The 25,887-nt window shown below is 56.5% G+C and carries 25 protein-coding genes; 4 read left to right on the plus strand and 21 right to left on the minus strand.

Annotation, left to right across the window (positions count from 1 at the left end; all coding sequences use genetic code 11):
* Window positions 1-11: 11 nt before the first annotated feature.
* The 8 genes from AC5S26_RS21535 to AC5S26_RS21570 form a co-directional block, all read right to left on the minus strand.
* Window positions 12-2,042: a WD40/YVTN/BNR-like repeat-containing protein gene (locus tag AC5S26_RS21535; protein WP_494187002.1), complete on the minus strand. Its 2,031-nt coding sequence runs from the start codon at window positions 2,040-2,042 to the stop codon at window positions 12-14.
* 111 nt (window positions 2,043-2,153) lie between these two features.
* A complete protein-coding gene (locus AC5S26_RS21540) occupies window positions 2,154-3,776 on the minus strand; it encodes an OmpA family protein (RefSeq protein ID WP_494187003.1) in 1,623 nt (540 codons plus the stop codon).
* Between the two features lie 205 nt (window positions 3,777-3,981).
* Complete coding sequence (locus tag AC5S26_RS21545) at window positions 3,982-4,599, minus strand: NADH-quinone oxidoreductase subunit B (RefSeq protein WP_494187004.1); 618 nt, start codon at window positions 4,597-4,599, stop codon at window positions 3,982-3,984.
* 97 nt (window positions 4,600-4,696) lie between these two features.
* The gene (glnD, locus tag AC5S26_RS21550; RefSeq protein WP_494187005.1) at window positions 4,697-7,330 is read right to left on the minus strand and encodes a [protein-PII] uridylyltransferase; all 2,634 of its coding nucleotides are present in this window, start codon (window positions 7,328-7,330) and stop codon (window positions 4,697-4,699) included.
* Between the two features lie 97 nt (window positions 7,331-7,427).
* On the minus strand, window positions 7,428-7,766 hold the full coding sequence (locus AC5S26_RS21555; RefSeq protein ID WP_494187006.1) for a P-II family nitrogen regulator: 339 nt from the start codon (window positions 7,764-7,766) through the stop codon (window positions 7,428-7,430).
* Window positions 7,767-7,802: 36 nt separating this feature from the next.
* Entirely contained in the window at window positions 7,803-9,245 is a 1,443-nt protein-coding gene (locus AC5S26_RS21560) for an ammonium transporter (protein ID WP_494187007.1), read from the minus strand.
* Window positions 9,246-9,466: 221 nt separating this feature from the next.
* On the minus strand, window positions 9,467-9,745 hold the full coding sequence (locus AC5S26_RS21565) for a hypothetical protein (RefSeq protein WP_494187008.1): 279 nt from the start codon (window positions 9,743-9,745) through the stop codon (window positions 9,467-9,469).
* Between the two features lie 9 nt (window positions 9,746-9,754).
* Window positions 9,755-10,663: an alpha/beta hydrolase gene (locus AC5S26_RS21570; protein WP_494187009.1), complete on the minus strand. Its 909-nt coding sequence runs from the start codon at window positions 10,661-10,663 to the stop codon at window positions 9,755-9,757.
* Between the two features lie 129 nt (window positions 10,664-10,792).
* Here AC5S26_RS21570 and AC5S26_RS21575 point away from each other — a divergent pair, with 129 nt between their 5' ends.
* Window positions 10,793-11,398, plus strand: coding sequence for a D-sedoheptulose-7-phosphate isomerase (locus AC5S26_RS21575; protein WP_494187010.1), 606 nt, complete (start codon window positions 10,793-10,795; stop codon window positions 11,396-11,398).
* A 22-nt stretch (window positions 11,399-11,420) separates the two neighbouring features.
* Here AC5S26_RS21575 and AC5S26_RS21580 read toward each other — a convergent pair whose 3' ends face one another.
* The gene (locus AC5S26_RS21580; RefSeq protein ID WP_494187011.1) at window positions 11,421-11,990 is read right to left on the minus strand and encodes a TlpA family protein disulfide reductase; all 570 of its coding nucleotides are present in this window, start codon (window positions 11,988-11,990) and stop codon (window positions 11,421-11,423) included.
* A gap of 97 nt (window positions 11,991-12,087) precedes the next feature.
* The gene (locus AC5S26_RS21585) at window positions 12,088-12,588 is read right to left on the minus strand and encodes a hypothetical protein (protein ID WP_494187012.1); all 501 of its coding nucleotides are present in this window, start codon (window positions 12,586-12,588) and stop codon (window positions 12,088-12,090) included.
* Window positions 12,589-12,772: 184 nt separating this feature from the next.
* Here AC5S26_RS21585 and AC5S26_RS21590 point away from each other — a divergent pair, with 184 nt between their 5' ends.
* On the plus strand, window positions 12,773-13,348 hold the full coding sequence (locus tag AC5S26_RS21590) for a hypothetical protein (RefSeq protein WP_494187013.1): 576 nt from the start codon (window positions 12,773-12,775) through the stop codon (window positions 13,346-13,348).
* A gap of 51 nt (window positions 13,349-13,399) precedes the next feature.
* On the opposite strand, the gene metH is transcribed toward AC5S26_RS21590, so the two are convergent.
* The 3 genes from metH to AC5S26_RS21605 form a co-directional block, all read right to left on the minus strand.
* On the minus strand, window positions 13,400-16,156 hold the full coding sequence (metH, locus tag AC5S26_RS21595) for a methionine synthase (protein ID WP_494187014.1): 2,757 nt from the start codon (window positions 16,154-16,156) through the stop codon (window positions 13,400-13,402).
* A complete protein-coding gene (locus AC5S26_RS21600) occupies window positions 16,153-17,253 on the minus strand; it encodes a homocysteine S-methyltransferase family protein (protein ID WP_494187015.1) in 1,101 nt (366 codons plus the stop codon). The genes metH and AC5S26_RS21600 overlap by 4 nt, the downstream gene beginning before the upstream one ends.
* Before the next feature lie 410 nt (window positions 17,254-17,663).
* A complete protein-coding gene (locus AC5S26_RS21605; RefSeq protein ID WP_494187016.1) occupies window positions 17,664-18,179 on the minus strand; it encodes a hypothetical protein in 516 nt (171 codons plus the stop codon).
* 121 nt (window positions 18,180-18,300) lie between these two features.
* Between AC5S26_RS21605 and AC5S26_RS21610 the strand changes: the two genes are divergently transcribed.
* The gene (locus AC5S26_RS21610) at window positions 18,301-18,729 is read left to right on the plus strand and encodes a hypothetical protein (RefSeq protein ID WP_494187017.1); all 429 of its coding nucleotides are present in this window, start codon (window positions 18,301-18,303) and stop codon (window positions 18,727-18,729) included.
* Between the two features lie 220 nt (window positions 18,730-18,949).
* On the opposite strand, the gene AC5S26_RS21615 is transcribed toward AC5S26_RS21610, so the two are convergent.
* The 6 genes from AC5S26_RS21615 to AC5S26_RS21640 all read right to left on the minus strand — a co-directional run bounded on the left by AC5S26_RS21615 (window position 18,950) and on the right by AC5S26_RS21640 (window position 22,776).
* On the minus strand, window positions 18,950-19,933 hold the full coding sequence (locus tag AC5S26_RS21615) for a zinc-dependent alcohol dehydrogenase family protein (protein ID WP_494187018.1): 984 nt from the start codon (window positions 19,931-19,933) through the stop codon (window positions 18,950-18,952).
* 41 nt (window positions 19,934-19,974) lie between these two features.
* Window positions 19,975-20,328, minus strand: coding sequence for a GNAT family N-acetyltransferase (locus tag AC5S26_RS21620; RefSeq protein ID WP_494187019.1), 354 nt, complete (start codon window positions 20,326-20,328; stop codon window positions 19,975-19,977).
* Between the two features lie 156 nt (window positions 20,329-20,484).
* Window positions 20,485-21,117 (minus strand): response regulator, encoded by a 633-nt coding sequence (locus AC5S26_RS21625; protein ID WP_494187020.1) that lies wholly within the window; start codon window positions 21,115-21,117, stop codon window positions 20,485-20,487.
* 218 nt (window positions 21,118-21,335) lie between these two features.
* The gene (locus tag AC5S26_RS21630) at window positions 21,336-21,806 is read right to left on the minus strand and encodes a DoxX family membrane protein (RefSeq protein WP_494187021.1); all 471 of its coding nucleotides are present in this window, start codon (window positions 21,804-21,806) and stop codon (window positions 21,336-21,338) included.
* A gap of 73 nt (window positions 21,807-21,879) precedes the next feature.
* Window positions 21,880-22,266 (minus strand): cupin domain-containing protein, encoded by a 387-nt coding sequence (locus AC5S26_RS21635; RefSeq protein WP_494187022.1) that lies wholly within the window; start codon window positions 22,264-22,266, stop codon window positions 21,880-21,882.
* A 51-nt stretch (window positions 22,267-22,317) separates the two neighbouring features.
* Window positions 22,318-22,776 (minus strand): carboxymuconolactone decarboxylase family protein, encoded by a 459-nt coding sequence (locus AC5S26_RS21640; protein ID WP_494187023.1) that lies wholly within the window; start codon window positions 22,774-22,776, stop codon window positions 22,318-22,320.
* Between the two features lie 163 nt (window positions 22,777-22,939).
* On the opposite strand from AC5S26_RS21640, the gene pdxR reads away from it, so the two are divergent.
* Window positions 22,940-24,355, plus strand: a complete 1,416-nt coding sequence (gene pdxR / locus AC5S26_RS21645; RefSeq protein ID WP_494187171.1) for a MocR-like pyridoxine biosynthesis transcription factor PdxR — start codon at window positions 22,940-22,942, stop codon at window positions 24,353-24,355.
* Window positions 24,356-24,547: 192 nt separating this feature from the next.
* Here the strand turns inward: pdxR and AC5S26_RS21650 are convergent, their stop codons facing one another.
* Both AC5S26_RS21650 and AC5S26_RS21655 read right to left on the minus strand, forming a co-directional pair.
* Window positions 24,548-24,973 carry a styrene oxide isomerase gene (locus AC5S26_RS21650; RefSeq protein WP_494187024.1) on the minus strand — a complete coding sequence of 142 codons (426 nt, stop codon included), beginning with the start codon at window positions 24,971-24,973 and terminating at the stop codon, window positions 24,548-24,550.
* 116 nt (window positions 24,974-25,089) lie between these two features.
* Entirely contained in the window at window positions 25,090-25,887 is a 798-nt protein-coding gene (locus AC5S26_RS21655; RefSeq protein WP_494187025.1) for a sensor histidine kinase, read from the minus strand.

Below are 25,887 nucleotides of genomic sequence, written 5' to 3' on the forward strand. Positions count from 1 at the left end.
CGAAGCTGTTCTCAGTGCTTCGCGACTTCGCTCGAGTTCACCATCTCCGGCTGAATGACCACGCCATCGAACAGCGTCGCAGCCACCATGTGGTCTCCAACCGGCCGCATCAGCCGCAGGTCCCATCCGGTGTTCCAGTAGGTCACCTTCTTGTCGGGCAGGTGAGCCGCGAACGCAATCTTCGTCGAGCTGTTCGCCGTAATCAGAACGCGCTGTCCCCTCTCGTCATAGAAGAGGCTGTTCACGTCGCGAACAAACAGGTTCTTCACCACCTGCCAGCTGGCTCCCTTGTCCTCGGAAAGATAGACACCCTCGCGTCCGCCGATCCAGAGGCCGCCGAATCCGTCCACTGCAACAGCGGAAATCTGGGTCAGTTCTGAAGGAGGGGTGACGGCAGCCCAGGTGTGGCCACCATCGGTCGTAAGCGATGCCTTCGACAGCGAAGTCGCAAGAACCGTTCCCTTCGAGGAGGCGATCGTATACCAGACGTGCCCCTGAGGGTCTGCGGAAAGCGTCCAGCTCTGGCCGCCATCCTGGCTCGACAGGATTCCGTCCGCGGTCGCGGCGAAGACCTGTTGCCCGTCGCGTGCAAAAGCAAACACAGCTCCGTCGAACGGCTTCGGCGCAGGCTTCTTCTTCGCCGGAGCAGCTTTGGGAGCAACCTTCCGCGCCGCTGCTCCCTTCTTCCTAACCGTGACCGGCTTAGCGACGGGCGGAGCCTCTGTGACAGGAAGCTCAAGCGAGACCTTATCGACCTTGCTCCAGAGCTCTCCATTCAGCCGGTAGATCCCGTGCCTTGTTCCTGCCAGAATGGTTCCATCAGAAGCTTGGCCTAGGCTGAGGACGTCGTGCGCTTCAAGCCCCGCACTTTTCTGCGCCCATGCCAGACCGCCGTTGGTGCTGACGAATGCGCCGCCCCACGCCTTGTCGTTGACCATCCCCACATAGATCGTTCCGGGGTGGTTGATGTCCTCGACGTAAGAGGTGATATGCCGCGCTGAGAAGCCGGTATTCGTCGCGCGGAAGCTGGCGCCTCCGTCGTTCGAAACCAGAATTCCTCCACGATCTGTCGCCAGCATGATCCTGTTTGAATCTGCAGGGTTGATGTAGACGTCATTGACGATCAGCTCAGGCCCTGTCGTACGGTTCCACGTCTTGCCCGAATCTACCGTCCGATAGAGTCCCTCGGTCGTTCCAGCGAAGACGATGTTCTGGTGCTGAGGATCCTGCATCAAGACGCGAGTCCTGCGAGCCGTCGAAGGAATTCCCTGGATCTTCTGAAATCTTCCGCCTGCGGTCTCGCTCTTATAGATTCCGGAGCAGGCGCTGGCGTAGACCACGTTCGGGTCCTTTGGATCGATGATGATCGAGAAGACGTCGGAATCGTCGATCACGCCTTCTTTGATGTTTGACCAATGCGCGCCATCGTCCGTGGTCTTCCAGGGCAGATGCCATGTGCCTGCGTAGACGATCTTCGGGTCTTTCGGATCGATGGCGATCGACTCGACCTCGTGAAGCTCTGTGCTTCCTTCGGGGCTGATGAGCTTCCAGCTCGATCCGCTGTCGACGCTCTTATAGACACCTTTGAGCGTCCCGGTAACAAATACCTTCGGATCGGAGAGCGAGTTTACAAGCGCGCGGATCGACTGACCCTTCATCCCGGACTCGGCACTCCACGTCGCCCCACCGTCATTGCTAACGAAGAGCCCACCATCGGTGCTACCCAGCACCCATGCCCCCACCAGGATTCTCTTTGGCGTTGATGGATCGATGACAATGTTGTCCAGAACCAAATCGTCGCGATCTCCAAGACGCGCGAGCCGCTTCCACTGTGCGCCGCCGTCATGGGACTCATAGATCCAGCCAACCGCTGTACCCAGGTAAAGGTGTTGGTTGTCGTGGGGGTCCACGGCGAACGAACGGGCGTCGCCTCCATCGGGTCCAAACGGCAGCCAGTTCGGGCTGGCTTGTAAACGAGGTGAAAAACAGACCAGGGCGATAAGCAGTGCGAAAAAAAAGATGCGTCTACGATTGTGTCCCATAAATTCTGATATCCGTTCAGCTAAACCGTTACTCCTTGATGTTAGCTGAACGGGCAATAAAAAAGGCTGACCGGGATGGTTCCCGGTCAGCCTTTTGGTTAGGGTTATAGCTTACTTTTTGCGACGAGGAGCCCGGCCGCTGCGTGGTACAACCTTCACCGCGCTCTCATCAACCTGGGTAAGTCCAGTCTGATCAAGCGTTGCTCCGGTTGGAACCAGCGTGGAGGAGACCGTCTTGCCGTCCTGCGATCCGGTGTAAACCGTGACCCGGCTGGCATCGATGCCCTTCTCCTTCACCAGGTAGTCCTTCGTGTTGACAGCGCGGGAGGCAGCAGCCTTAGCTCCGGCCTTCTCTGTGCTGGCGGCGTTGCCTACGACTGCGAGACTTGCATCCGAGGAACGCTGCAGGTTCAGTGCAACCTCATCGAGGCAGGCCTTGGCTTCGTTGTCCACGCGGGTTGGACGGCGCTTGTCACGATCGAAGTTGATCGAGCAGAGAGCCTGGGTGGTCGGCGCCGGCGGAGGCGGAGGCGCGTTCACCGTTACGGTCGCGGTGCAGGAAGCGGACTGGCCCTTATCGTCAACCACGTTCGCCGTCACCGTAATGGTTCCCGGTGCTGCTCCTGTGGTGTTGAGGGTCGCGGTGGAAGTGTTGCCGGTGACCGATCCAGCCGTCGAGCTGTAGCTGTAGGTCAGCGGACGATTCTGCGGGCTGGTGCCGTTGGCGGTGATAGTCGAAGAATCGCCAGGCGCCACGGTGGACGGGTTCGCCGAGCAGCTAACCGTCGGCGGCTGGTACTGCTGAATGGTGAATGGAGCCGAGCAGTCCGCCATCTCACCAGGCTTATTGCCCTCGGAGACATGGCCCTTGACCGTGTAGCTGCCAGGATTCAGGTTCGTAGTCGTGACATTGGCGGTGGCTTCCGTGCCAGCGACAGTGCCACCATCGGAGGTCCAGTTATAGGTCGCGGGCTTCTTCGGGTTCAGGTTCGCGGCCGTTCCGGTCACAGTGATCGGGTCACCAGGATAGCCCGTAGAAGGCGAAGCCGAGCAGGTAAAGGTGACAGGAGGAGGAGGAATGATATGACCGAAGTGCGTCACGATACCCGTGCTCAGGTCCACGCCGCTCAGATTGGCGCGTCCACCCGTCGGTCCGCTCGGAGGAGGGGTGTAGGGGCCGAAGTTGGTGTGAACGTAGCGATAGTCCGCTTCAAACAGGCGGAACGAAAAACGGTTGTTGAAGAAGGGCAGGTCATAGTCCATACCGCCGCCAACCGTGAGGGTCGTTCCCCAGGTCCAGGGGTTGTGGTACTGGAAGGAATGATAGGAGTTTGGCCCTACCAATTTGCTTCCGCCAGCCAGGCCATGAGCGAAGAGCGTGAAGTTCTGCATGGGGGCGCGGAAGATTGGACCGGCTGAGGCGCTGTACAGTCCATCGTTCTTTCCGTCCGGATGGGCTACAAAGTTGATCTCGCCACCAAAATATTTGTTGAAGTAGTATGCGCCGCTTCCGATTGCACCGAGGTCAATTGAGCTGTAATTGACACCCAGTGGCTTCAACTGGCCGTGCGCTCCAAAATAGGAATATCCAGTGAAGACGTCGAAACGGGAGGGATTTGCGCCCGTGGGGGCGGCTGTGCTGGGAGTCTGCGCACCCAGACTTGCGACTCCAAGGCTGACTGCACATGCAGCCAGTACGAACCGGCCAAAATTACGTAAAGGGCTATAAACCATTCGACATCCTCCGCTCAAATTCTTCCAAGAGCCTTTTCGGCTCGATCTTGTTGATATGGTGCTTCGATTCAGTAAAGCTTACCGCAGGTTGCTAGTTGTACCGGTAAAAAATACTCTCCGATAACTATATTTTCAATACTTTACCTCTGCGCAAGGAACGACCGGGTGGGGAGAACCTTCGCAGTTATTAGCATTTCAAAAAAGGTCATGCAAGATTCAGGGTCTTTCTCATCGACCCACGCTCGCGCTGTATCTTCTCTTGTAACAGGGTGATAGCGTACAACAGCTGCTCCGGGCGGGGGGGGCAACCCGGAACGTAAATATCCACGGGGATAACCTGATTCACCCCCTGCAACAAAGCGTAATTATTAAAAACACCGCCTGAAGTCGCACAGGCACCCATTGAGATTACCCACTTCGGCTCCGGCATCTGCTCATAGAGGCGGCGAATGACAGGAGCCATCTTCTGGGAGACCCTGCCGGCGATGATCATCAGGTCGCTCTGCCGTGGAGAAGGCCGAAAGACCTCCGCGCCGAATCGGGCGATATCGTAACGGGATCCCCCCATCGACATCATCTCGATCGCGCAGCAGGCCAGTCCAAAGGTCATTGGCCACACCGAGTTCTTTCGAACCCAGTTGATAGCGGCATCGAGCGACGCCAGCACGATACCCTCCGGCTGCTCGGAGCCCCAGTTAACCTCTTTCAGTTTTTCCTGGTTTTTTGCGAAGCTGTCGAGACTACCAAAGAGATAGCGGTCTCCCTTTTGGGGAACTTCCGTGGGTCGTCCGCCACTGGTGTTCTCTTCTGGACCTATGCTCATACTCTAATAATAGAACTGACTCTGTGTTCCGGGCGATTTTTTACACTGCTAACTTCGTGATCTTTCGATAACCGGCCCATCGTTTCTCTCCTGCACCTCAGCGGGCATTCTCTTCCATCGCTTCAAGCAGCGCGGCGCGCAGGGCACGTTGCTGCTTCTTCTCGAGCTTTGCACCCTCGTGAGTCAGATAGAAGACGTCGATCGCGGTCTCGCCTTCGGTATCGACCAGAGCGACCTCGATGTTGTGCCCGTGCGCCGCGAGAGTGAGGCTAAGCGCGCGAAGAAGGCCAGGAAGATCCTGCGCAATGACCTCGAGCAATGTACTGTGCGACGATGCCTCGTCGTTGAACTCCACACGCGGCTGGACAACGACCTTCGGAGCTTTCCGACGAACCCGGCGCCGTCCGCTCAACAGCTTTTCAATCGGCATGGCGCCGGTCATGACCTCGTAGATACTCTTTACGAACCGCTCGTGCTCGGAAGAATTCATCTCCAGCGTTCGAAAGGTGTCGGTAAACCGGAAGCTGTCGACCACAATCCCCTTGCGGTTAGAGAACGCATCCGCAGTGACGATATTCATTCCCCACGCCGAGAGCGCTCCCGTCATGTTCGCGAACAGAAGCGCGCGGTCGGGGGTGACGACCGTCAGCTCGCTGAAAGCGGGGGCATAGCGAAAGTCCAGCTGCACTCTGTCTTCCTTGAGCCGTTCGGACATGTTGAAGTGAGTACGAATCTGCTCCGGAGGACGGGTCAGGACATAGCGTTCGGGAAATCCTTCGAGAAACTCCGCAACAGCAGCTCGCTGATCCGGCACCAGCGCCGAGACCCGATCCACCAGCTCGCGGGCCTCCTGGGCGCCCACACGCTCGTCATCGACGCTTCGATCCAGATAGTTGGCGGTCGCGATGTAGAGCCTCCACAGATTCTCTGCCTTCCATGGTGTCAGCGCGTCGGGGTGCACGGCGTTGATGTCCGCATAGGTGAACAGGGTCAACATGCGAAGGAGCTCCGGAGTCTGCACCTTACCTGCGAATGCACGCACCGTCTCGGCATCGAAGATATCCCGCCGCAGCGTGGAAGACATCTCCAGATGGCTCGCAATCAGGCTAAGCACCAACTCGCTCTCGTAGGAGTCCAGTTCCAGCCGCGCCAGCAGGCCGCGAGCCATCCGCGCACTCTCCTCTGCGTGGTCGCCCGTGTTCCGGCCCTTGCCTGTGTCGTGCAGAAGCGCCATCAGGTACAACAACTCCGGGTGTGGAAGTTCGCGCAGTAAGGCGCCAAACCGTGAGGCCCACTCGGCACGGGATCCCCATTCCAGCTTCGACGCCACTGGAGCCGTCTCCAGCCCATGGAGCGTGTCGATCAGCACGAAGGTGTGCTCGTCCACGGTGTAACGGTGATAGGCGTCGCGAATAACCAGGGCATCGATTCCATGAAACTCGGGGATCAGCAGCTCCAGCATGCCCAGGACATGCATCGCGCGAAGCGCGTCTCCTGCTTGCGGACCGACCAGGATCTCCTGCAGGCGGCTCCACAGCGGCGTCCCCTCCTCCAGATTGGCAGAGATCAGCCCCAGGGCCTGAGAGAGCCTTTCCTCCGTCTCGCGGCCGAGCGTGCAGCCGGTGCGCGCCATCGCGATAAAAATATCCAACACGACATCGGGATCGTGCGCCGGGTCTTCGCCGGGACTTCCCGAAGGAGACGGCGCTAGAATGACCTGGCCGCGCTCGATCCGGAACTCCCCCGCGGTCTCCGGAACCCGGTCGCGTTTCAGCGTAAACTTCTTCGCGCGCTTGCGAGGAGGAAGGTCCTCGGTCGCCCGCTTCAGCGCACGCTCGATGCTGCGCGCATGACGAAAATAGATCCGCATCCAATACGCCGCATCCACGGATTGATCGCGATCTCCGGCGACTCCCGCGGACATCGAAGCCGCGGCGTCCTGCGCCTGCCAGTCCAGCGTGTTATCGTCCCGCTCGTGCCGGTGGTGGAGAAAACAGCGCACCATCCTCAGGAACTCCACCGCCTGTCGAAATTCCGCCTCGTGCGCAGCCGTGACGCTGTCGGCCATCGTGCCGTCGAGCATCTTGAGCCATCCGCGGACGTGGATATCGCGAAGCCCTCCCGGGCAGTCTTTGATGTTGGGCTCCAGATGAAAGAGAGTGCTGCCGTATTTGGCGTGGCGCTCACGGGTCAGTTCCAGCAGACGATCGAGGATTCGATCACGATCGCGTTCCACCAGCTTCGGCATGGTCTCGTCCGAAAGCCGCGCATACAACCCCGCGTCCCCGATCAGCAGACGACGATCCATCAATGCGACCGTGAACTCCGCATTTTCTTCGGAGAATCTCTCGCACTCGGCAAGCTTGCGCACCGTCTGCGCAACGCGGATTCCGCAGTCCCACATCTCCTGGCCGATACGACGGATCGATTCCTTGAGGTCTTTTTCGTTGACCTTCGCGTCCAGAAGAAACAACAGATCGACATCGGAGTAGGGAAACAGCTCCCTGCGGCCATAGCCTCCAATTGCCAGCAGCGAAACTCCTGCGGCAAGTCGAGGATTGCGCTGCGCAGCCTCGCGCCACAGCTCGCTAACCAACTCGTCCGCAGCCGAGGTTCGTGCTGCCAGCGTCGCCGTGCCCGAGGCTCCCGCCTCGAAAGCTCCGCGAATCTCGAGCATCCTTCGCTGGTACAGATTACGCCGTTCGCCGCCTGTGGACTCGCTCGCCTGCATTTCTTCTCCCGAGCCTTCAGGTTATCGTTTCCCCCGCAGCATCGCTCCGGGTTCGCTATTTCTCCTCGACCGAGGATTTCCCCAAACGAGCCTGCGCCTAGAGAGCGATCTCACCCCGCTCATCGTTGCGAATTCGAATCGCCTCGTCGATCTTCGAGATGAAGATTTTGCCGTCACCAATGGTTCCGGTCCGGGCAGAAGCGATAATGGCGCTCACCGCGCGATCGACCATCTCGTCGGTAACGACGATCTCGAGCTTCACCTTCGGAAGCAGGTCCACCGAGTATTCGCGGCCGCGATACACCTCGGTATGCCCTTTCTGGCGTCCGTGTCCGCGAGCCTCCAGAATGGTCATGCCGTCCACCCCAATCTCGACCAGGGCATCTTTCACCGCGTCCAGCTTCGACGGCTGAATCACCGCTTCGATCTTCTGCATATCTCTATCGTCCTCTCGGGCCCGCGCCCCTCAACTCTAATGCGCCCAGTCGTAACCCTCTTCGCCGTGCTGAGAAAGGTCAAGGCCATCGCGCTCTTCATCCTCACTCACCCTAAGCCCCATCGTCTTGTCCACAACGAACAAAATGATAAGCGTACCCACGATCGAAATAGTCCATGCAATGGCCACCCCGCCAATCTGGTTCAGGAGCTGGCGCCAGTTCCCTTCCAATAGCCCCGTCGCTTTGCCCGCTCCGAAGATGGGATTGATGGCGCTGTTGGCAAAGATGCCCGTCAGAATCGCTCCCAGCGTTCCTCCCGCTCCGTGAACTCCGAAGGCGTCGAGGGAGTCATCATAGCCGAACCACGCCTTCACCTTCACCACCATCAGGTAGCAGAAGACACCCGCCATCAGTCCGATCCACAGTGCCGAGATGGGTGTCACAAAGCCCGCCGCCGGAGTAATCGCAACCAGTCCGGCCACGGCGCCTGAGATCGCACCCAAGGCCGAGGCCTTCCCCTGCCGCATCCACTCCGCTGCGCTCCAGCCGATAGCCGCCGCGGCCGCGCCGAAGTGCGTCGCCACAAATGCCGAGGTCGCCAGCGTGCCCGCCGAAAGCGCTGAGCCCGCGTTGAAGCCGAACCAACCCACCCAAAGAAGACAGGCCCCGATGAAACTGAGGACCACCGAGTGCGGGGGCATGGGTTCCTTTGGGTAGCCAAGCCGCTTACCCAGATAGATCGCCGTCACCAACGCCGAGACTCCTGAGGTGACATGCACTACTGTTCCGCCGGCAAAGTCCAGGCACGGCAGCCATCCTGCCTGCGCCGCATTCAGCAGACCGCCCTTGCCCCAGACCATGTGCGCCATGGGACTATAGATGACCAGTGTCCACAGCGCCATGAAGACCAACATCGAGGAGAACTTCATGCGTTCGGCGAAGGCCCCTGTAATCAGGGCCGGCGTAATAATCGCAAACATCAGCTGATAAACCATGAACGTCTGCAGCGGGATCATCGCCGCATACGCCGGGTCGGGCGCCAGGCCCACGCCACGGAGAAAGGCGTTGTGGAAGCCGCCGATAAATGGATTACCCTGCCCGAAGGCCAGCGAATAGCTCACCAACGCCCACAGCACCGTCACCATCGCCATCATCGCGAAGGTCTGCATCATCGTGCCGAGAACATTCTTCTTCCGCACCAGGCCGCCATAGAACAGCGCCAGCCCAGGCCCGCTCATCATGAGGACCAGGGCGGCGGAGACCAGCATCCAGCCGTTGTCTCCTGAGGTCTGGGCAGCGGCGATCGCCGTCGCGTTGCTTGCTGTCTGCTTTTCAATCGTAGCCAGCCGGTCCTCCTGAGAGAGAGGAGCAGTGGCTGCAGGAGCCTGGGCCAAGGCAGCTTGTCCGGCTAGCATGGGCCCGCCGACCCCCAGCACCAACAGAAAAGCCAGAAACACCTTCACTACGGCAACACGCATGGATCCATCACCTGCCTGAATAGATTTTCTATGTTCGGAAAAGAGAAAAACGTGCAAACACAATCGTTCGCCGTGGAACGACAAATTTGCAGTTTTGTGCCTCGCTGCGGCGTGGGAGCAAGACATATGTCGATGACGCCTTTTAATCTACACAAGCGGAAGCCCATCACAAAGCAGGAAATCTCAATCTGGAAGAAAGAACTGCCTTTTCTGCGCGCGCACTATCGCTCTGAAAGCATCTGCTCAACGATCCGGGTCCACTCGAGCTCAAGGTCCCCCTTCGCCTGGGGCCGGCCGGCGCGGCGATACCAATATCCGGCGTTCCCTTCGTCGCCTTCCTTTCGGTGCAGGTACGCATGTACCCAGGAGCCGCTTGAATCCTCGATCTCCTGCGCGATCTCGTGGGCGCGCTCCCAATTTCCCTGCGCGTCCCACCAGAGGGCCAGCAATGGCCCGCAAAACTGCTCCGGGTTCGCCGTCTTGAACTCTGCTGGCGTCATCCAACCCTCCTATTGCGCCGGCGCCGCATAGCCGCGCTCCCTCATCCACTTGATCAGCAGGTCGGGCCACACACTGAGCTGCGGATTCGTCGGCGCCAGCCCGGCGCCATGCGCGCCATGTTGAAACACGTGCATCTCTGCCGGAACCCCTGCACGCACGAGTGCTTCGTAAAACATCACGCTGTTGGCAATCGGGACCGTCTTGTCATCGGTCGTAGAAAACAGAAACGTGGGTGGCGTTTGTGGTGTGACCTGAAGCTCGTCCGACAGCAGGCTCACCAGCCCCGGATTCGGATTCTCGCCCAGCAGGTTCTGCTTCGAACCCACATGGACTGAAGAGTCCATCATGGTGATAACGGGGTAGGCCAGGATCAGAAAATCCGGACGGCTGCTCTTCTGCTCAATCGGATCGACTGCGGCCGCCTCTCCGGAGTCAAAGTGGGTTCCCGCCGTCGCGGTAAGATGGCCTCCCGCCGAAAAACCCCACATCCCCACGTGGTCCTCGGCGAGGCCATACTCTGCAGCGTGCGCGCGTACCAGCCGAATCGCCCTCTGTGCGTCTCCCAGCTCTACCGGATGGTGATACTTCGGTCCCAGACGGTAGCGAAGAACGAACGCGGCGACGCCGTGGTCATTCAGCCATCGGGCAACCGCGAATCCTTCCTTTTCCATTGCGAGGTGCTGATATCCTCCGCCCGGCGCCACCACGACACCCGTCTTCGTCGCATTGGCTCCGTGAGGAAGAAAGACAGTCAATTCAGGTTTGTCGGCGTCATCGTTTCCCTGGCCCCCGGGTGCCCCGGAGGGCCATAATAGAACCTCTGGCCCATTGGCTGCCAGATTCGATGGCTGCTGTTGCGCGGAAACTCCCTGTGACAGAAAAATCAGCCCTGTAAGACACTTCACGATCGATCGCACGTCTGAAAAGCTCCTCTTTTTCGCTTGCTCCACTCTAACAACTCACCAAAAGGTGTCAGGAGCGCGGATAGATTTTTTCTCTCCGAATCACGTACCCTGTTGTTGGTGGACAAAGCATCCGGAGAACCCATGAAATCTCTTGTTCAGAAGCAACTTGCGCAGTCGATCTCTGCCCTGCAGGCAACTTTGGCAGATTCGCAGATCGCCGATACCATTGTGACCGTTGCGGAATTGACCGCCAAAGCCATGCTGGCCGGCGGGAAGCTGATGGTCGCCGGCAACGGGGGTTCGGCAGCCGATGCTCAACACCTGGTCGCGGAGTTCGTCGTCAGGCTCGTGGAAAATCGTCCTGCCCTGCGTGCTGTGGCCCTGACCACGGATACCTCGATCATGACGGCCGCTGGAAACGACTTCAACTTTGACTGCATCTTTGCGCGCCAGATTGAAGCGCTCGGCCAGCCCGGCGATGTTTTTCTTGGAATCTCCACGTCGGGAAATTCGAAGAACATCCTTCAGGCTGCCCAGCAGGCCAGGGAGATGAAGATCACCACCGTTGGTTTTACCGGGAACAACGGCGGCAAGATGGCTTCCCTGTTCGACCATAACGTCATCATCCCTTCCAACGTAACCATGAACATCCAGGAGTGCCATCTGGCGCTCGAACATATCTTTTGCCTGGCCGTCGAACGGTTCTACTTCGGCGAAACGTTCGGAGCGGCTTCGGAAGGGAAATAGGAAGAAGTGGATCCCCGGCCTCTCAGGGTTGCGCAGCTTCCTCGAGAAGAACCTTCACATCGGCTCGAAATGCCGCTTCACGGATTGCCCCCACATAGGTGCGGGCAATCCGGCCGCTCCGGTCCACGAGCACGGTCGTGGGTAGACCCTCCATGCCATAGGCCATCTGCGACATCGGAGGCGTCAGCGCAATCGGATAAGGCACATGAAGGGTGTCAACGAAATGGGTCACTCCCGCAGGGAAGGCGTCTGACTCGCGCTCATCCATGTCGACTCCGACAATACTCAGCCCCCTCGAGCCCAACTCACGATCCAGACGCGCCAGCACCGGCGTCTCCTCCCAGCAGGGAACGCACCAGCTGGCCCAATAGTTAATGGCAACCACCTGGCCGCGGTGATCGGCAAGACTCCACGACTCACCCGTCAGGAGCGTGAGTTTCAACGATGGCATCGACCTTCGTTCCTGCCCGGGCGGCAAGCCAACGGTGCCCCTGGAAAAAACGAAGACCGTCAGCATGATGGAAGCCGCAGCAAAGGCGGTCAGACCGAAGAGCGACCGCCTTCCCCAGCCTGAAGAAATTGGAGAGCGCATGGCACTACCAATATCAGATTGGGCAGGTCCTACGGACAAGAACCTTCTTCAGCAATCGAAAGGGCGGCAGCTGCCGCCCTTTCGAAACCGAGTTGTCTTATTTGATTATCGGCAACAGTGCGGCGAGTTGTACCCTCACCAGCAGGTCCAGACGGTTCTCTACCTGAAGGAACTTTGCGGTTTGCTTGGCGCCGATTGCCTTCTTAAATTTAGGAATGTACTTCTTTCGCAGAGAGGCATTGTCTTCATCGAATTTAACGGCACGTTTAATGTAGCTGTCGGCCTGTACATCATCAATGGTGTTGTAATTCGCCGCGTAGTCCTTGATCAACGCGACCCGCTGATCGCCGATCTTCTGCTGCTCCAGCGCAAATTCTCGGTAAACCGGCCAGAAAGCCTTGGATTGTTCCTCGGTGAAATCCATGTTCCGGGTGATGATCTCGGTCTTATCGGCCTGAACATCCTGTCGTAGTACGGCGATGTCGTCATCGGTTAACGGTCGCCCCGTATTCGCATCCGATGGCGGCGTGGTTTGGGCGTAGGCGCAAAATGTGCCCAGCGTGAGCACAAGTACAGCGAGAGACTTCGTGGCGTTCATGTCTTCTCCTTTGCAATGCAGGACCAGATTCAGGTGCAGGGCTATAAAAAGAAGCAATCTCTGTTGCAGGGGAAGAGTACACCCTTCAGCCGCTTGAAGCCGAGATAGCATCTTATGCAGAGCAAAAGAATTTTTTGAAGTTTCTTTTACCTTTTACGTCGTTTGCACTCACTCAGGAGACCGAATGGAACGCCCTTGCCCGTACAAAAGATTGAACCGGTTTGCCCTGGCAGCACGAACCTCTGCCGTAATTGGCTTGCTTTGCCTGCTCACAGGTTGTAACACCAAGAACAAGGCGACTCCCCAGAACTTTACCCGGACCATCAATACTTATTTTCTTGACCGCTCTGAGTGCCTTTTCCCCAATATTCGTTTCCCCTACGCCACCTCCGACGCCACGGAGACCAAGCAGATGAACTCGCTTGTCCGATCGCGCCTGCTTGAGTCAAGCTACGAGTCGGCGGTGAAGACGACCCGTTATACGGTGAGCAGGACTGGAGAGCGTTTCGCTCCGCGCTTCTGCTATGGCCATCGGGAAGTGACCTCAATCGACAATTCCACTCCGCCGGAGAAGGGCCCCAGCGGTTTTCCGGAGACCGTGGTCGACTATCATTACACTCTCAAAGATGTCCCGGTGTGGGCTCAGTCTTCCGATATCGCAGGGGCATTCCCCAAAATGGCGGAAGCGACTACCAAGGGTGGCTCCGACAAGATCTCCCTGGCCCAAACTCTTGCGGGCTGGCAGGTACCGGAACGATAAGCGGATGCAGCTGAATCTGCGCGAAAGAACAACTCGCGCAGAAGCACTTCTTTACGTCGATAAGGCAGGGACCATGCTATTCGCGGGATCGTAGTTCAGGTTGGGTCCAAGCCATCGCTCGACCTCGGCAACGCTCATCCCCTTGCGTACGTGATAATCCGTCACCTGATCGCGGTCAATCTTGCCGAGGCTGAAGTAACGCGATTCTGGATGAGCAAAGTAAATTCCGCTTACGCTTGATCCCGGCCACATCGCGAACGACTCTGTAATCAGCATCCCGGTGTTCGCCTCCACATCGAGCAGGCGCCAAATGGCTCCCTTCTCGGTGTGGTCAGGAGACGCTGGGTAACCCGGAGCAGGCCGGATTCCCCGGTATTTTTCCTGGATAAGATCGGCGGGGCTCAAACCTTCGCTGCAGCCGTATCCCCAGTCATCGCGAACCTGTTTGTGCAGGCATTCCGCGAACGCCTCGGCAAGCCGATCCGCAATTGCCTCCGCCATGATCGCGTTGTAGTCATCGTTCTCTGCTCTGAATCGATCGCACAGTTCCTTGACGCCAATGCCTGAGGTGACTGCGAAAGCTCCAACGTAGTCGTGCAATCCTGTTGCTTTGGGTGCAATGAAATCCGCAAGCGAACGGCACGGTTCGCTGCCTTCCCGGTTTGCTTGCTGGCGGAGGAAGTGGAATTGATCAAGCACCTGTTCACGGGTACCGTCGGTGTACAACTCGACATCATCCGCAACGGCATTTGCGGGAAAGAAACCATAGACCCCTTGCGCCGAGATCAGGTTCTCCTTAATGATGCGATCAAGAAGAATATTGGCTTCTTCGAAGATCTGGCGCGCCTGAGCGCCTTGTCTTTCATCATCGAGAATGCGGGGATAGATACCTTTCAATCCCCAGGTATGGAAGAACGGCGACCAGTCAATGAAGTCACGCAGCTTTGCCAGGGGAAAGTTCTCAAGTACCCGGACGCCGGTAAATGCAGGTACAGGTATGTCTTCCGGACGCCATTCAATGGGAGTGCGCCTTGAGCGGGCGGTCTCGATGGAGACAACCTGCTGACGCGGCGCCGCATGGGTCTTACGGACTGCCTCATATTCGGCGCGATGCTGCGCCACGAAGACAGGCTTGCCTTCTTCACTCAGAAGGCTGGTCGTTACAGGTACGGCACGGCTGGCATCCAGGACGTGAACCACGGGCTCGCTATAGTGCGGGGCGATCTTCACGGCGGTGTGCGCTCGGCTGGTAGTGGCTCCCCCAATCAGCAGAGGCAGCTTAAAGCCCTGCCGTTCCATCTCTTTGGCCACATGTACCATTTCGTCGAGAGAGGGCGTGATCAATCCGCTGAGGCCAATCAGGTCGGCCTTCTCCGTCTTGGCGCGTTCAAGGATCTTATCCGCCGCCACCATGACGCCCATATCAATGACTTCATAGTTATTGCAAGCAAGAACAACACCGACAATGTTCTTGCCAATGTCATGCACGTCGCCCTTGACGGTGGCGAGCACGATCTTTCCCTGCGCTTTAACAACCTGGCCAGCCGCCTCCATCGCCTGCTTCTCGGCTTCCATGAACGGCGTCAGGTACGCAACGGCCTTTTTCATGACCCTCGCGGATTTGACGACCTGGGGCAGGAACATCTTGCCGGCCCCGAAGAGATCACCCACCACGCCCATCCCATCCATCAACGGGCCTTCGATTACAAGGAGAGGGCGGCCCAGTTTAGCCCGGGCCTCTTCTGTGTCGATATCGATGTAGGAATCGATTCCCTTGACCAGCGCATGGGAGAGCCGTTCCTCAACTGTCCCGCTACGCCACTCTTCAACCTTCTTTTCAGCCGCGTCCCCACCTGCACCTGCGGCCTTTAACATCTCCCCGTATTCCACCAAACGCTCTGTCGCATCCGGACGACGGTTGAGCAGCACGTCTTCGACAAGGACCTTTAGCTCTGGGGAGATCTCTTCGTAGATTTCGAGTTGCCCGGCATTCACAATGCCCATATCCATGCCCGCAGCGATGGCATGATACAGAAATGCGGAATGCATGGCCTCGCGGACCTTGTTGTTGCCTCGAAAGCTGAAGGAGATGTTCGAGACGCCACCGCTCACCTTCGCATGTGGCAGATTGGCTTTAATCCAGCGCGTTGCATTGATGAAGTCAACGGCGTAGTTGTTATGCTCCTCCATGCCGGTAGCGACGGTGAGGATATTGGGATCGAAGATGATGTCTTGTGGCGGAAAACCGACTTCATCGACCAGAATCCGGTAGGCGCGCTCACAGATGCGGGTCTTGTCTTCGTACGTTGCCGCCTGGCCCTGCTCGTCAAAGGCCATCACGACCACAGCCGCGCCGTATTTGAGCACGGCAGCCGCGTTCCGCCGAAACCGATCTTCTCCTTCTTTCAGCGAGATGGAGTTCACGATGCCTTTTCCCTGAAGGCACTTGAGTCCTGACTCGATGACCTCCCACTTTGAGGAGTCCACCATGAACGGCACCTTCGCAACTTCAGGTTCGCTCGCCAGAAGCTGGAGATAGCGTGTCATGGCAGCGACACCATCGGTCATACCCTCGTCCATGCAGATGTCGAGAACGTTTGCGCCGTTTTCTACTTGCTGCCGAGCCACGCTGACTGCTTCTTCGTATTTGCCCTCTTTGATGAGCTTCGCAAACTTAGGCGAACCGGCGACGTTGGTTCGCTCTCCGATCATGATGTAGACGCCTGGCTGCTGGGTAAACGGCTGTGATCCCGACAAACGGAGCGGTTTGATCAACGTATCCGATCCTGCATTCTCAGTTCCGCTCATGCTGCGGCCTCAATCCGATCTATGCGGCGCGGAGCCTTGCCCTCAAGCGCTTTGGCAATAGCCGCGATATGTTCAGGGGTGTTGCCGCAGCAGCCACCAGCTATGTTGATGAGGCCACCCTTTGCGAAATCTCCGAGGTAACGGGCCATGTCGTCTGGACCGAGATCGAATCCGGTCTCGGAAAGAGGATTCGGCAGACCCGCGTTTGGGTAGCAGGAGACTGCCACGTTTGCTTTCTCGGAAAGCTCCTCTAGAAATGGATACATCAGGTCAGGTCCCAAAGAGCAGTTGAGACCTACGGACAAAGGCTTCACATGCTGGACTGCGTTCCAGAATGCCTCCGTGGTCTGGGCGGAGATGAGTGTCTCGCCGCCACGGCCCACCGCCGCCGAAATCATCACCGGCAGTTCTTTTCCATCTTGGTCAAAAACTTCGCGGATAGCCACCAGCGCCGCCTTAGCATTCAGCGAATCGAAGATCGTCTCAACCAGAAGAAGATCAGAACCTCCTGCGATGAGAGCCCGTACCTGGTGGGCATAAGCCTCTTTGACCTGATCGAAGGTGACCACGCGAAATCCTGGATCGTCGGCATCGGGTGAGTTCGAAAGAGAGACGGTTAGCGGTCCAATCGCCCCGGCTACGAACCTCTGGCGTCCCGTCGCGTTCCCAACGCGATCTGCCCATTCCCGGCATTGCTGCGCCGACCGCTCATTGATCTCCCATGCCAAATCATTAAGAAATGGATCTTCCATGATCTTCTGATAAAAGGCAGGATCCTTTCGGCCGCCATGCTCACGCGGATCGTCCACAAAGAATTCACTCTGGGAGATGCTGGTCGCTCCAAAGGTATTGGTCTCGAGGATGTCCGCTCCCGCCTCCAGGAACCGGCGATGGATATCGCAGATCATGTCAGACTGCGTGAGAGAGAACAGGTCTCCGTTGTTCAGGAGGTCCTTCTTCGAGTCTTTGAAGCGATCTCCGCGAATGTCTGTTTCCGTCATCCCATAGGTACGGATCGTTGTGCCCATCGCTCCATCGATGATGGCGATTCGATTCTCGAGGATCTTCTGAAGCGGATGCTGATGAGCTTTTGTCATTCTTTTTAGATTGCCTTGAACGTTGGTTCGTCGCAACTGACGGCTAAAAGGTGCGAATAAGTGGTTTCCCGCCATCAAGATGACGGACAAGAATCTTCTTGCTCCAATGCGAGAGCTGCCAAAATCGTACGTGGTAAACCCCTCGTATCAGTTTAGTTTAGTCGGATTCTGCGCTCTCAAAATATCCGTTTAGAAGACGTGCAGCTGCTGCCTGGACACGCACAAATTAGTTGCGGGTAAAGACTTTGGCGGATGCGAGGATGAACCTCATAAAAATGCTAGCGTTTGGTTCCGGGGCAACAACTCCCCCCAGATTGCCCTCAACGGAGATGGAGTCCCTAACCACCCGTAAATATATGATAAATAAACGAAATTGAGCGCAAAGCTTTCGCTGATATTACAAAAGAAAGTCAGAACTCGATTATTACTTTCGACGGCTTTGCCGAGATGAGCAGGTGAATGAGAAGTGTGCGGCCGTTGTAATCGAGGGTGGAGGAAGCGACTGAAATTGAGTTGATGCTCACCTGTTTCGGGACACGTGGGGCCAAGATGCGTGCTATGCCCTGTGTGTCTTCGATTCCCGAGAAGTTGAAGCTTAGTCGGTTAGCCGAAACGTCTTCGCCTGTAATGTTCCCGGATGCGGCGAGGATCTGAGGCTTGCTTCGATCGACCGACTGAAGGTCGAGCAGCAGCGTGCGGGTTCCGGGGTGAATCGTGATGCTCGATGACTCCGCAAGCCCGGCGTCGAAGAGATTCACAAAGTCGCCATGGAGTGTCACCGGCGCCGCGGACGACTCGGGAGAGTCCAGACCGGCGGCAACGATGTACCTTCCTCGGCGCATGACGAGAGCATTGCTCTCCTTCCATGGAAGCTGGACCGATTTCGCGACCTGCTGTGCCGCCTCGATCACCTCATAAGCACCCATCTTCTGATATGTCAGCGAGGAGGGTGACCTGTCAAGCCGAACGACGAAGCCTTTACCTACACCGTGAAGACCTGTGGCGGCCTCTGCCAGCCCGAGCTGCTGAAACAGGTGTTGCCGGGGAGTGCCGGAACTGACAGCAACCTTCTACCGTGGGTTGGGCATGGCGGCTAACATCACCGGAACCCACGCAGCTAACATCAACTCCTCGGGTGTTGGGTTGACTCTGGTGACTGCTACCTTCGGACCGACTTATACGTGGGCCGTACCCCGGCACAGAAACGTACCGAGACAATGGAGGTTTTTTGGCGAATCGCTGATCGGCATTGCGAATGGTGTTGACAGCGTATTTCCTGATCCTTCGGGTGCTCAATCCGATGCCAGCAGCTTTGCCCTGCAGATCGGCGGCGGCGCGGACCTGGACCTGTCACCCCACTTAGCCGTTCGGCTGTTCCACGCAGATTGGCTTCGCACACAACTTCCTAACGGCACCACGAACATACAGAATAACCTCCGACTGGGTGCCGGCATCGTCTTCCGATTCCCGCAATAGAAGCCGGACGCGTGAACATCCGCCACTTCGGGGTACATGCCAACCGTAATCGCCTGTCAGCGCCCTGGCTTGCGTCAAGCCCATCTCTGCTTCCCACATTGCGGACCTCACTTAAAGGCTAACTGTTCGTGGCTTTTCACGTCACCGATGATCCGAAAGACCTCTAGTCCTTGTCGTCGGGCCGTGGGTCGCCATAGCCGAGCGCTTCGTAGGCGACTCCTTAGAGCGTGATGACGACCTTGCCTACCTGCTGATTGCTCTCAAGATATCGATATGCGTCAGCGGCTCGTTCGAACGGGAAGGTACGGTCCACATGTGGTTTGAACGAGCCATTCGCGAGGTGCTCATACACGTAACGCTTCATGGGCTCGAATCGTTCGGGCGTCGTCGTCTGGTGCATCATGTATCCGGTCAGGGAAATACTTTTGAAGAAAGCGCTTACAGGATAGCTGTTGGCTTCCTCAGAAAGAAGACCGTACAGGTAGATCGTCCCTTCAGGAGCAACAGCTTGCGCCAGCGTGTCAATATAAGATCCCCCGATTGCATCGAAGGCTACTCGTGCGAGTTTGCCACCTGTAATCTCGCGGACGCGTGCCGGAAGGTCCTCTTCCTGGGTAGCGATCACATTGTCCGCCCCGAGATCCAGTAATATCTGCTTCTTCACAGAAGTTCTTGTGGTTGCGATGGAGATTGCTCCCTGAGCCTTCACGACCTGTATGGCCGCGAGCCCGACCGAAGAGCTTGCGGCCGTGACCAGTACTGTATCGCCTGGACCTACTTTGGCAAAAGCTACGAGAGCGCCGTATGCAGTAGCATACTGCATCCAGGCGGCTGCTCCTTCGACAGATGACAGGGATGAGGGCAGCTCCGCGACATCTTCCACTGGCACAACGGCTTTTTCCCCTAGCACAGGGTACCGATTCATGGAATAGACAGGAATCGTTCCGATACGTTTGCCGATGAGTGAGGAATCTACTCCTTCCCCGACTGCTGTAACTCTTCCGACTACCTCATAGCCAAGGCCGGAGGGAAATTCAGGCTTCTGCGAGTAGTTCCCACGGTAGTACATGCTTTCAGCCCGGTTCAGGTCGACTGCTGCAACATCGACGGCGACCTCGCCCGCCTCAGGATGTCTCACCTGCACTTCTTCAATCTGTAAGACTTCGGGACCGCCGAGTCTGTGGAACCTCACTGCTTTTGGCATACATCTACCTCCTGAGTGCAGAATAGGGGGTGTTACCCCGGTTAAAGATTGGGACGGAGGCCGCGAACGGAACTTGCCTCCTCCAGTTGAACGGCGTAACGCTCTTTGAGCTCGGGATGACGCGCTAGATGTTCCTTCGCAAACGGGCACACGATGCGGAGACGAGATGAATCACGCGAGGCCAATTGGACAGCTTCTCCTACGAGCCTTCCTCCAATGCCCGTGTGTTGCAGCGATGGTGGGACTTCGGTGTGCCAGATCGTCATCTTGTTTTGGTCGTCGATGGCGTAGCTCAGAAAGGCGACGGAGTCTCCCACGCGTTCTTCGAGATGGTGAATTCTCACCTTATTCCGAGTCTTGGTTTTAATTAAGGCTTCCACCTCGTCGCTCGTCATCAGATAGTCCTCTCTTCTTCAACGTAGGTGTTTCTTTCGCGCCAAGCGTCCGGGCATGACGGAATGTTCGTAGGCTAATTATCAAATCGGACAAATTGGCTGACCTTCAGAACAGCCGGAGGCCTGAAGATTTCTACAGGAGCGTCGTTCTCCGATCTATTCGAGTTCCAAGATGCCACGTCGAAAGCCGATGGTCACGGCGTGAGTCCGGTCATTTGCCTGGAGCTTTTCGACAGTGTTCCTGATATGAAAATTGACCGTCGATTCGGAGATTTCTAAGCGTTGGGCGATCTGTTTGTTCCGATAGCCATCTCGGATCAGCCTCAGGACTGATATCTCCCGCGGAGAAAGGTCCTCCTGTCCTAGATGTTCTGCGATCGTGCTCGCTACCTCGGACGGGATGTGTCTACGGCCCTCGGAGACCCAGCGGATCACGCGCAGCATCTCTGCCTTTGGCGTGTTCTTCAAAACATAGGCAGCAGCCCCTGCATTAAGTGCACGGCGTACGTCCATATCTTGTTTCGAAGTAGTCAAGATCATCACGATCGCTCGAGGGCTTTCCTTCCGAATGGCGATCAGCGCATCGGTACCGTTAGCGCCTGGAAGCTTCTGATCCATAATCGTCACGTCTGGGCGGATGCACCGAAACTGAGAAAGAGCATCCTCCGCGTTCTCCGCCTGACCGACAAGGAGCAAATCAGGCTGCGATTGGATGACGATACTCAACCCTTCGCGAAAAATCGGGTGATCATCGACCAACAATATCCGTACGGGTTTCGGTGGTGGCATATCGCACCTCCAATCAAACTAAGCTATATATCTCTCAATCGAACGACGGTGAACGACTCTGCCGCATACTGAACCTTCTCCGCGACGGCATCTCGTCACATCATGGACAGCAAACCACTCTCCCGGAGAGCGCGCTCCCGATCCTTGAGTTCGCTGTGTCTACCACGTGGAGCGTTCACGCCATCGAAGTTAGTGTTGTTCGTGATCGGGTCGCCCGCTCAGTTTCGTGATCGATTCAGAAGGTTGTCCAACGTGAACCTGTCAGGCGCCCAGAACGCTAGTAAGAACGCTGCAGAAGCCGCCGAGAAGACCGAATAGTCGAATGGCGTCTTGATGCCAAGACCTGTGGCCATGCCCATAGCAAATGACAAAAGGAGAAGACCGGAGAGGACGGAGGCTATTCGTGTTTTGAAGCCTACGATGAGCAGTATCCCAAAGAATGTCTCCGCGAAGGTAGCCGCCCATGCAAACGACACCGTCAATGAACTGGGGAAGAGAGACGTCACCGAGCCCGTGTATTTCACGAAATGAGCTAAATCTCCCCAGGATACGTTCTTTGCTCCATATGGCCCCCATAAGCCAAAACGATCAGCCACTGCCGTTAGAAAGGAAGCCCCTAGCGCAATCCGTGCAAACAGACGGACAATCTCTGTCCCATTCTGGTTGAGTTGCGTGGTTTTTGAATTCATACATACCTCCACGTAAGGAATATTGCTTTAGGCAAAATGGTTCATCGGGGAAATACATAGCTCGCGTCCGAAGCTAGTGAACAGGAGTGAGAATCGACGCTCCACTATTTTTGATGAAAAATACGACGAACTTCGCGGCTTTCGTCTTACTCGCGTTACGGCTCACGGTATGAACGTCTTCAGGTGATTCGTAAAAAACCTGCCCGGGACCGAGCCGCTGAAGCGTGCCTCCGCGAACCTGCATCTCAACTTCCCCTTCGAGAACATAGACAACCGCATGCGCATCATGCTGGTGAATCGCGTCGACGGCTCCTGGGGCGTAATTGACAGTAATGACTTCAATCTCTTTACCGGGCGTTTCTGGCAATTGTTTCGTAAAGAGCGTATTCACTTGCTGGGCATGCGTTGCCGTGGCAAATCCGAGAGTAAAGATAAATACAGAGAGGATGAGCTTCTTCATGTTATACATCGCTTCTGACCCTTTCGGGATGATGTGTCCGCGATAACCGGCTTAGCCGATCTTGGGTGACTGATATTCACCTGGGATCTTGCGGAAACCTATAGCAAGTCGATTCCAACCGTTGATCGTGATGATCGCTAATGAGAGGTTGACCAACTCCTCTTCGCCAAACTCCTTCCGAACTTCGGCGTAGGCTTCATCCGATGCGCGACCTTCCGTGATAAGGGTTAGCGCTTCGGTCCATGCGAGAGCCGCGCGTTCGCGGTTGGTAAAAAAGGCCGTTTCTCGCCATGCAGACAAGGCGTAGAGACGCTGCTCCGTCTCACCATTCACACGTGCGTCCTTGGAATGCTTATCGATGCAGAAGGCACACCCATTTATCTGGGAGGCTCTCATCTCGACCAATTCCAAGAGAGATACCTCCAGCTTCGATGACTTCCTTACGAAGCTCTCTAATCCGAGCATCGCATGGTAAGCAGCGGGTGAAACCTTCGCCGGTTTCAATCTCATCTTCACGACGTATTCTCCTTCCACAGTCAGGCTATATTGCAATGGAATAGTCGGAAGGTCCATAATCGGCATGGATGACTAGTCCATGCTAGGTGCTAAATAAGTGCCAAAGATAGAGACATTTCAAGACCTCGTCTTAGAACCACGGAAAGATGGCCAGGAGATGTGGCGTTGGCTCTATACTGAGCTGCGCTCTGCAATTATTGATGGTCGATTGAAATCTGGAGCACGATTGCCGTCTACGAGAAATCTGGCAGCACAATACGGCCTTGCCCGGGGTACAGTCGTGATGGCATTCCAGCAACTTCAGGCTGAGGGATTCGTTTCGTCCGAAGTGAGTGCTGGAACATTTGTCATACCGGCGCCAGGGTGGGAGATGACCTCTCCGACCAGACAAAGATCTTCCCGGCAGCTAATCTCCAGAGCGACAATAGCAAAACGCACGCAGGGCCTTCTTAAAACCACCTTTTTCTTACCAGCTTCGAATTCCATCGGTAAGGCGTTTCGGGGCTACGAGCCGGCTATCGACCTGTTTCCAGTCGAACTGTGGGCGCGGATTGCAGCGCGTGTTTATCGCAAAGCGCCGCGTTCCTTGTATGGGCAAGGTGATGCAGGTGGTTATCCACCTCTGCGAAGAGCGATCGCGGAATATGTGGGCCAGTCCCGTGGAGTACGTTGTTCTGCTGAACAGATCATCGTTACATCGGGAGCACAGCAGGCATTGGACCTCTTGGCACGAGTGCTTCTCGATCCCGGCGACGAGGTGTGGATGGAAGATCCCGGGTACCCTGGAGCTGCTCAAGCCTTTCAGAGCGCTGGCTCGAGTGTGATTCCCATTCCAGTGGATGAGAACGGTATAGATGTTGCAAGAGCGATAAAATTATCGCCCGCTGCCCGTGTGGTGTATGTAACACCAGCCAATCAGTTTCCCCTTGGAACTGTCATGTCAGCAGAGAGACGAGTCGAACTTCTCTCCTGGGCCGCTCGTGCTGGGGCATGGATTATCGAAGATGAATACGACGCGGAATATCGCTATTCCGGGAAGCCGATTGCGTCGTTGCACAGCCTCGATCGATCTGGATCTGTCATTTATGTTGGAACATTTACAAAGATGCTCTTCAACGCTCTTCGTATTGGTTTCATCGTTGTTCCGGAACGGTTAGTCGAAGCATTTCGAGTCGCACGAAGTTTCATCGATCGTCATGCTCCGACATTAGATCAGGCCGTGCTGACGGAATTCATCAACGAAGGCCACTTCGGCCACCACGTTAGAAGGATGAGGCAGGTCTACTCGGATCGTTCGCAGCTACTTACAGAAGAAGCGAATCGGCGTCTCTCCGGCTTGCTCGATGTGGAGAACGCGCAATCTGGGATGCGTACCGTGGCCTGGATCAAAACACGTGTCACCGAAATGGGGTTGACACGACGGGCTCAACAGTTGGGATTGGAAGTCGTTCCCATCTCCTCATATGTCATCAAGTACGAGCAGAAGCCCGCGTTGATCTTGGGCTTCGCAGGGTGTAATGCGAGTGAGATAAAGAGGGGCGTATCGGTTTTGGAAGCTGTACTCTCTCGATGAGTCCGCATCAACGGACGCTCCAAAATGTATTGCCCCTTTCATCTCCTGTCCGTCGAGGAGTTTATGAAAATGAAAGGATATATTCAGCTGGCTACTCTTCGTGCGTGAGCAGGTTGGTGGTTGAGGTGTCGCGGGCCAACTACGGCGAAGCGCTACAGCCTTAGGGTTCGGCTTGTTACAAAGTAGCGGTGCTTACTTTAGCGCCCTCGCTCGAAGGCCCCAGAAAACGAGCAGCGAGGCGGCAGTGATCGCCACTTCAACGCTCCGGAATCCCGCGCCGGCCAAAGTCTCTTGCCAGGGTTGGCCCTGATGGCCTGCTGCCGCGATCGGATTAGCGGCGGCCGTGCCGAATGCCGCGCCAAGAGTAGTGAAAAACCAGTTAGCGTAGGTCCCATAGAGAGCAGTCCAGAACGCAACTGTCTTGGCTGGCGGCGAGAGTCTTACCTCGGTCCAGATAGCGCCGAGCACAACCAAAAAGGTGCCGTTCATCACCCCCTCCAGGTGCGCGGAGACTCCCATACGCACGTTGGTAAAGTATGTTTCGAGCATGCCAGTGACCAGACCTAGCAGAAACAAGAACATGCCGTGCCACATCAGCCGTCGGTTGGCGGTCGTCATAGTGATTTTCTCCGATCACCGCCATTCAAGCGGCAGTCAGGCAGATGATATCGAGGAGATGACGCTACCTTGCTATAAGTTTCTTTAGGTGGCTTGGTGAACGAAGTTTGGCTCTTCTAACGCCACAAGAATCGCCGCGTCGATTGAAGCCAGACCATCGGGCTCTTAGGACCGTACACATACTTGCCCGGAATCGTTAGTCGAACGTGTGTACCAGCCTGTGCCGACGATTCAATCACCAAGCTTCCATGAATTTCCGCAGCTCTTTCCCGCATCCCCGCCAATCCATAGTGACCAGTTCTTTTGACCGGTTTCGTGAGGCTGTCGAAACCGATTCCTTCATCCTTGATATCAACCCCGAAGACGCGCTCGAAATAAAAATCTACTTTCACCGTGGGGCTTTGGGAGTGAAGACACGCGTTGCGAACTGCTTCAAGGCAGAGCTGAAGTATGTCCTCGCGGATACCGGGATGGATTGGCCGCGATCGCTGGTGCGTACGAATGGTGACGATGCCCGAACAAAGTAGTATCTGGTCAATTGCAGCTTGCAATGCAAATTCGATGTTTTCTTCGGTCGTCTCTTCACGGAGGACATCGAGGACAGCTCGCCCTTCTCCGTCGGCCCTCGTCAACCAATCTTTCAGGAGTCCGAAGATTCGTCTTGCCTCGGGGACACTATTCACCGTTTCGGCCGCGTGTTCCGCGATCAAGTTACTCCCTTGCAACGTCTGCAGCAAAGTGTCGTGCAATTGTCGAGCCAGACTGGTGCGCTCCGCCGTACGTGCGTTGAATGCCATGAGAAGAGACTTTTCATGACGCTCTCGTTCGAAGGTCAGAGCGAGAATGGCAAATAAAATTCCCGCAAGGGCTGCTGCGATATAAAACGCCTTCGTCTGATTCCACGCTGGATTCAA

The organism is Edaphobacter sp. FHG110511_03, assembly GCF_059115365.1.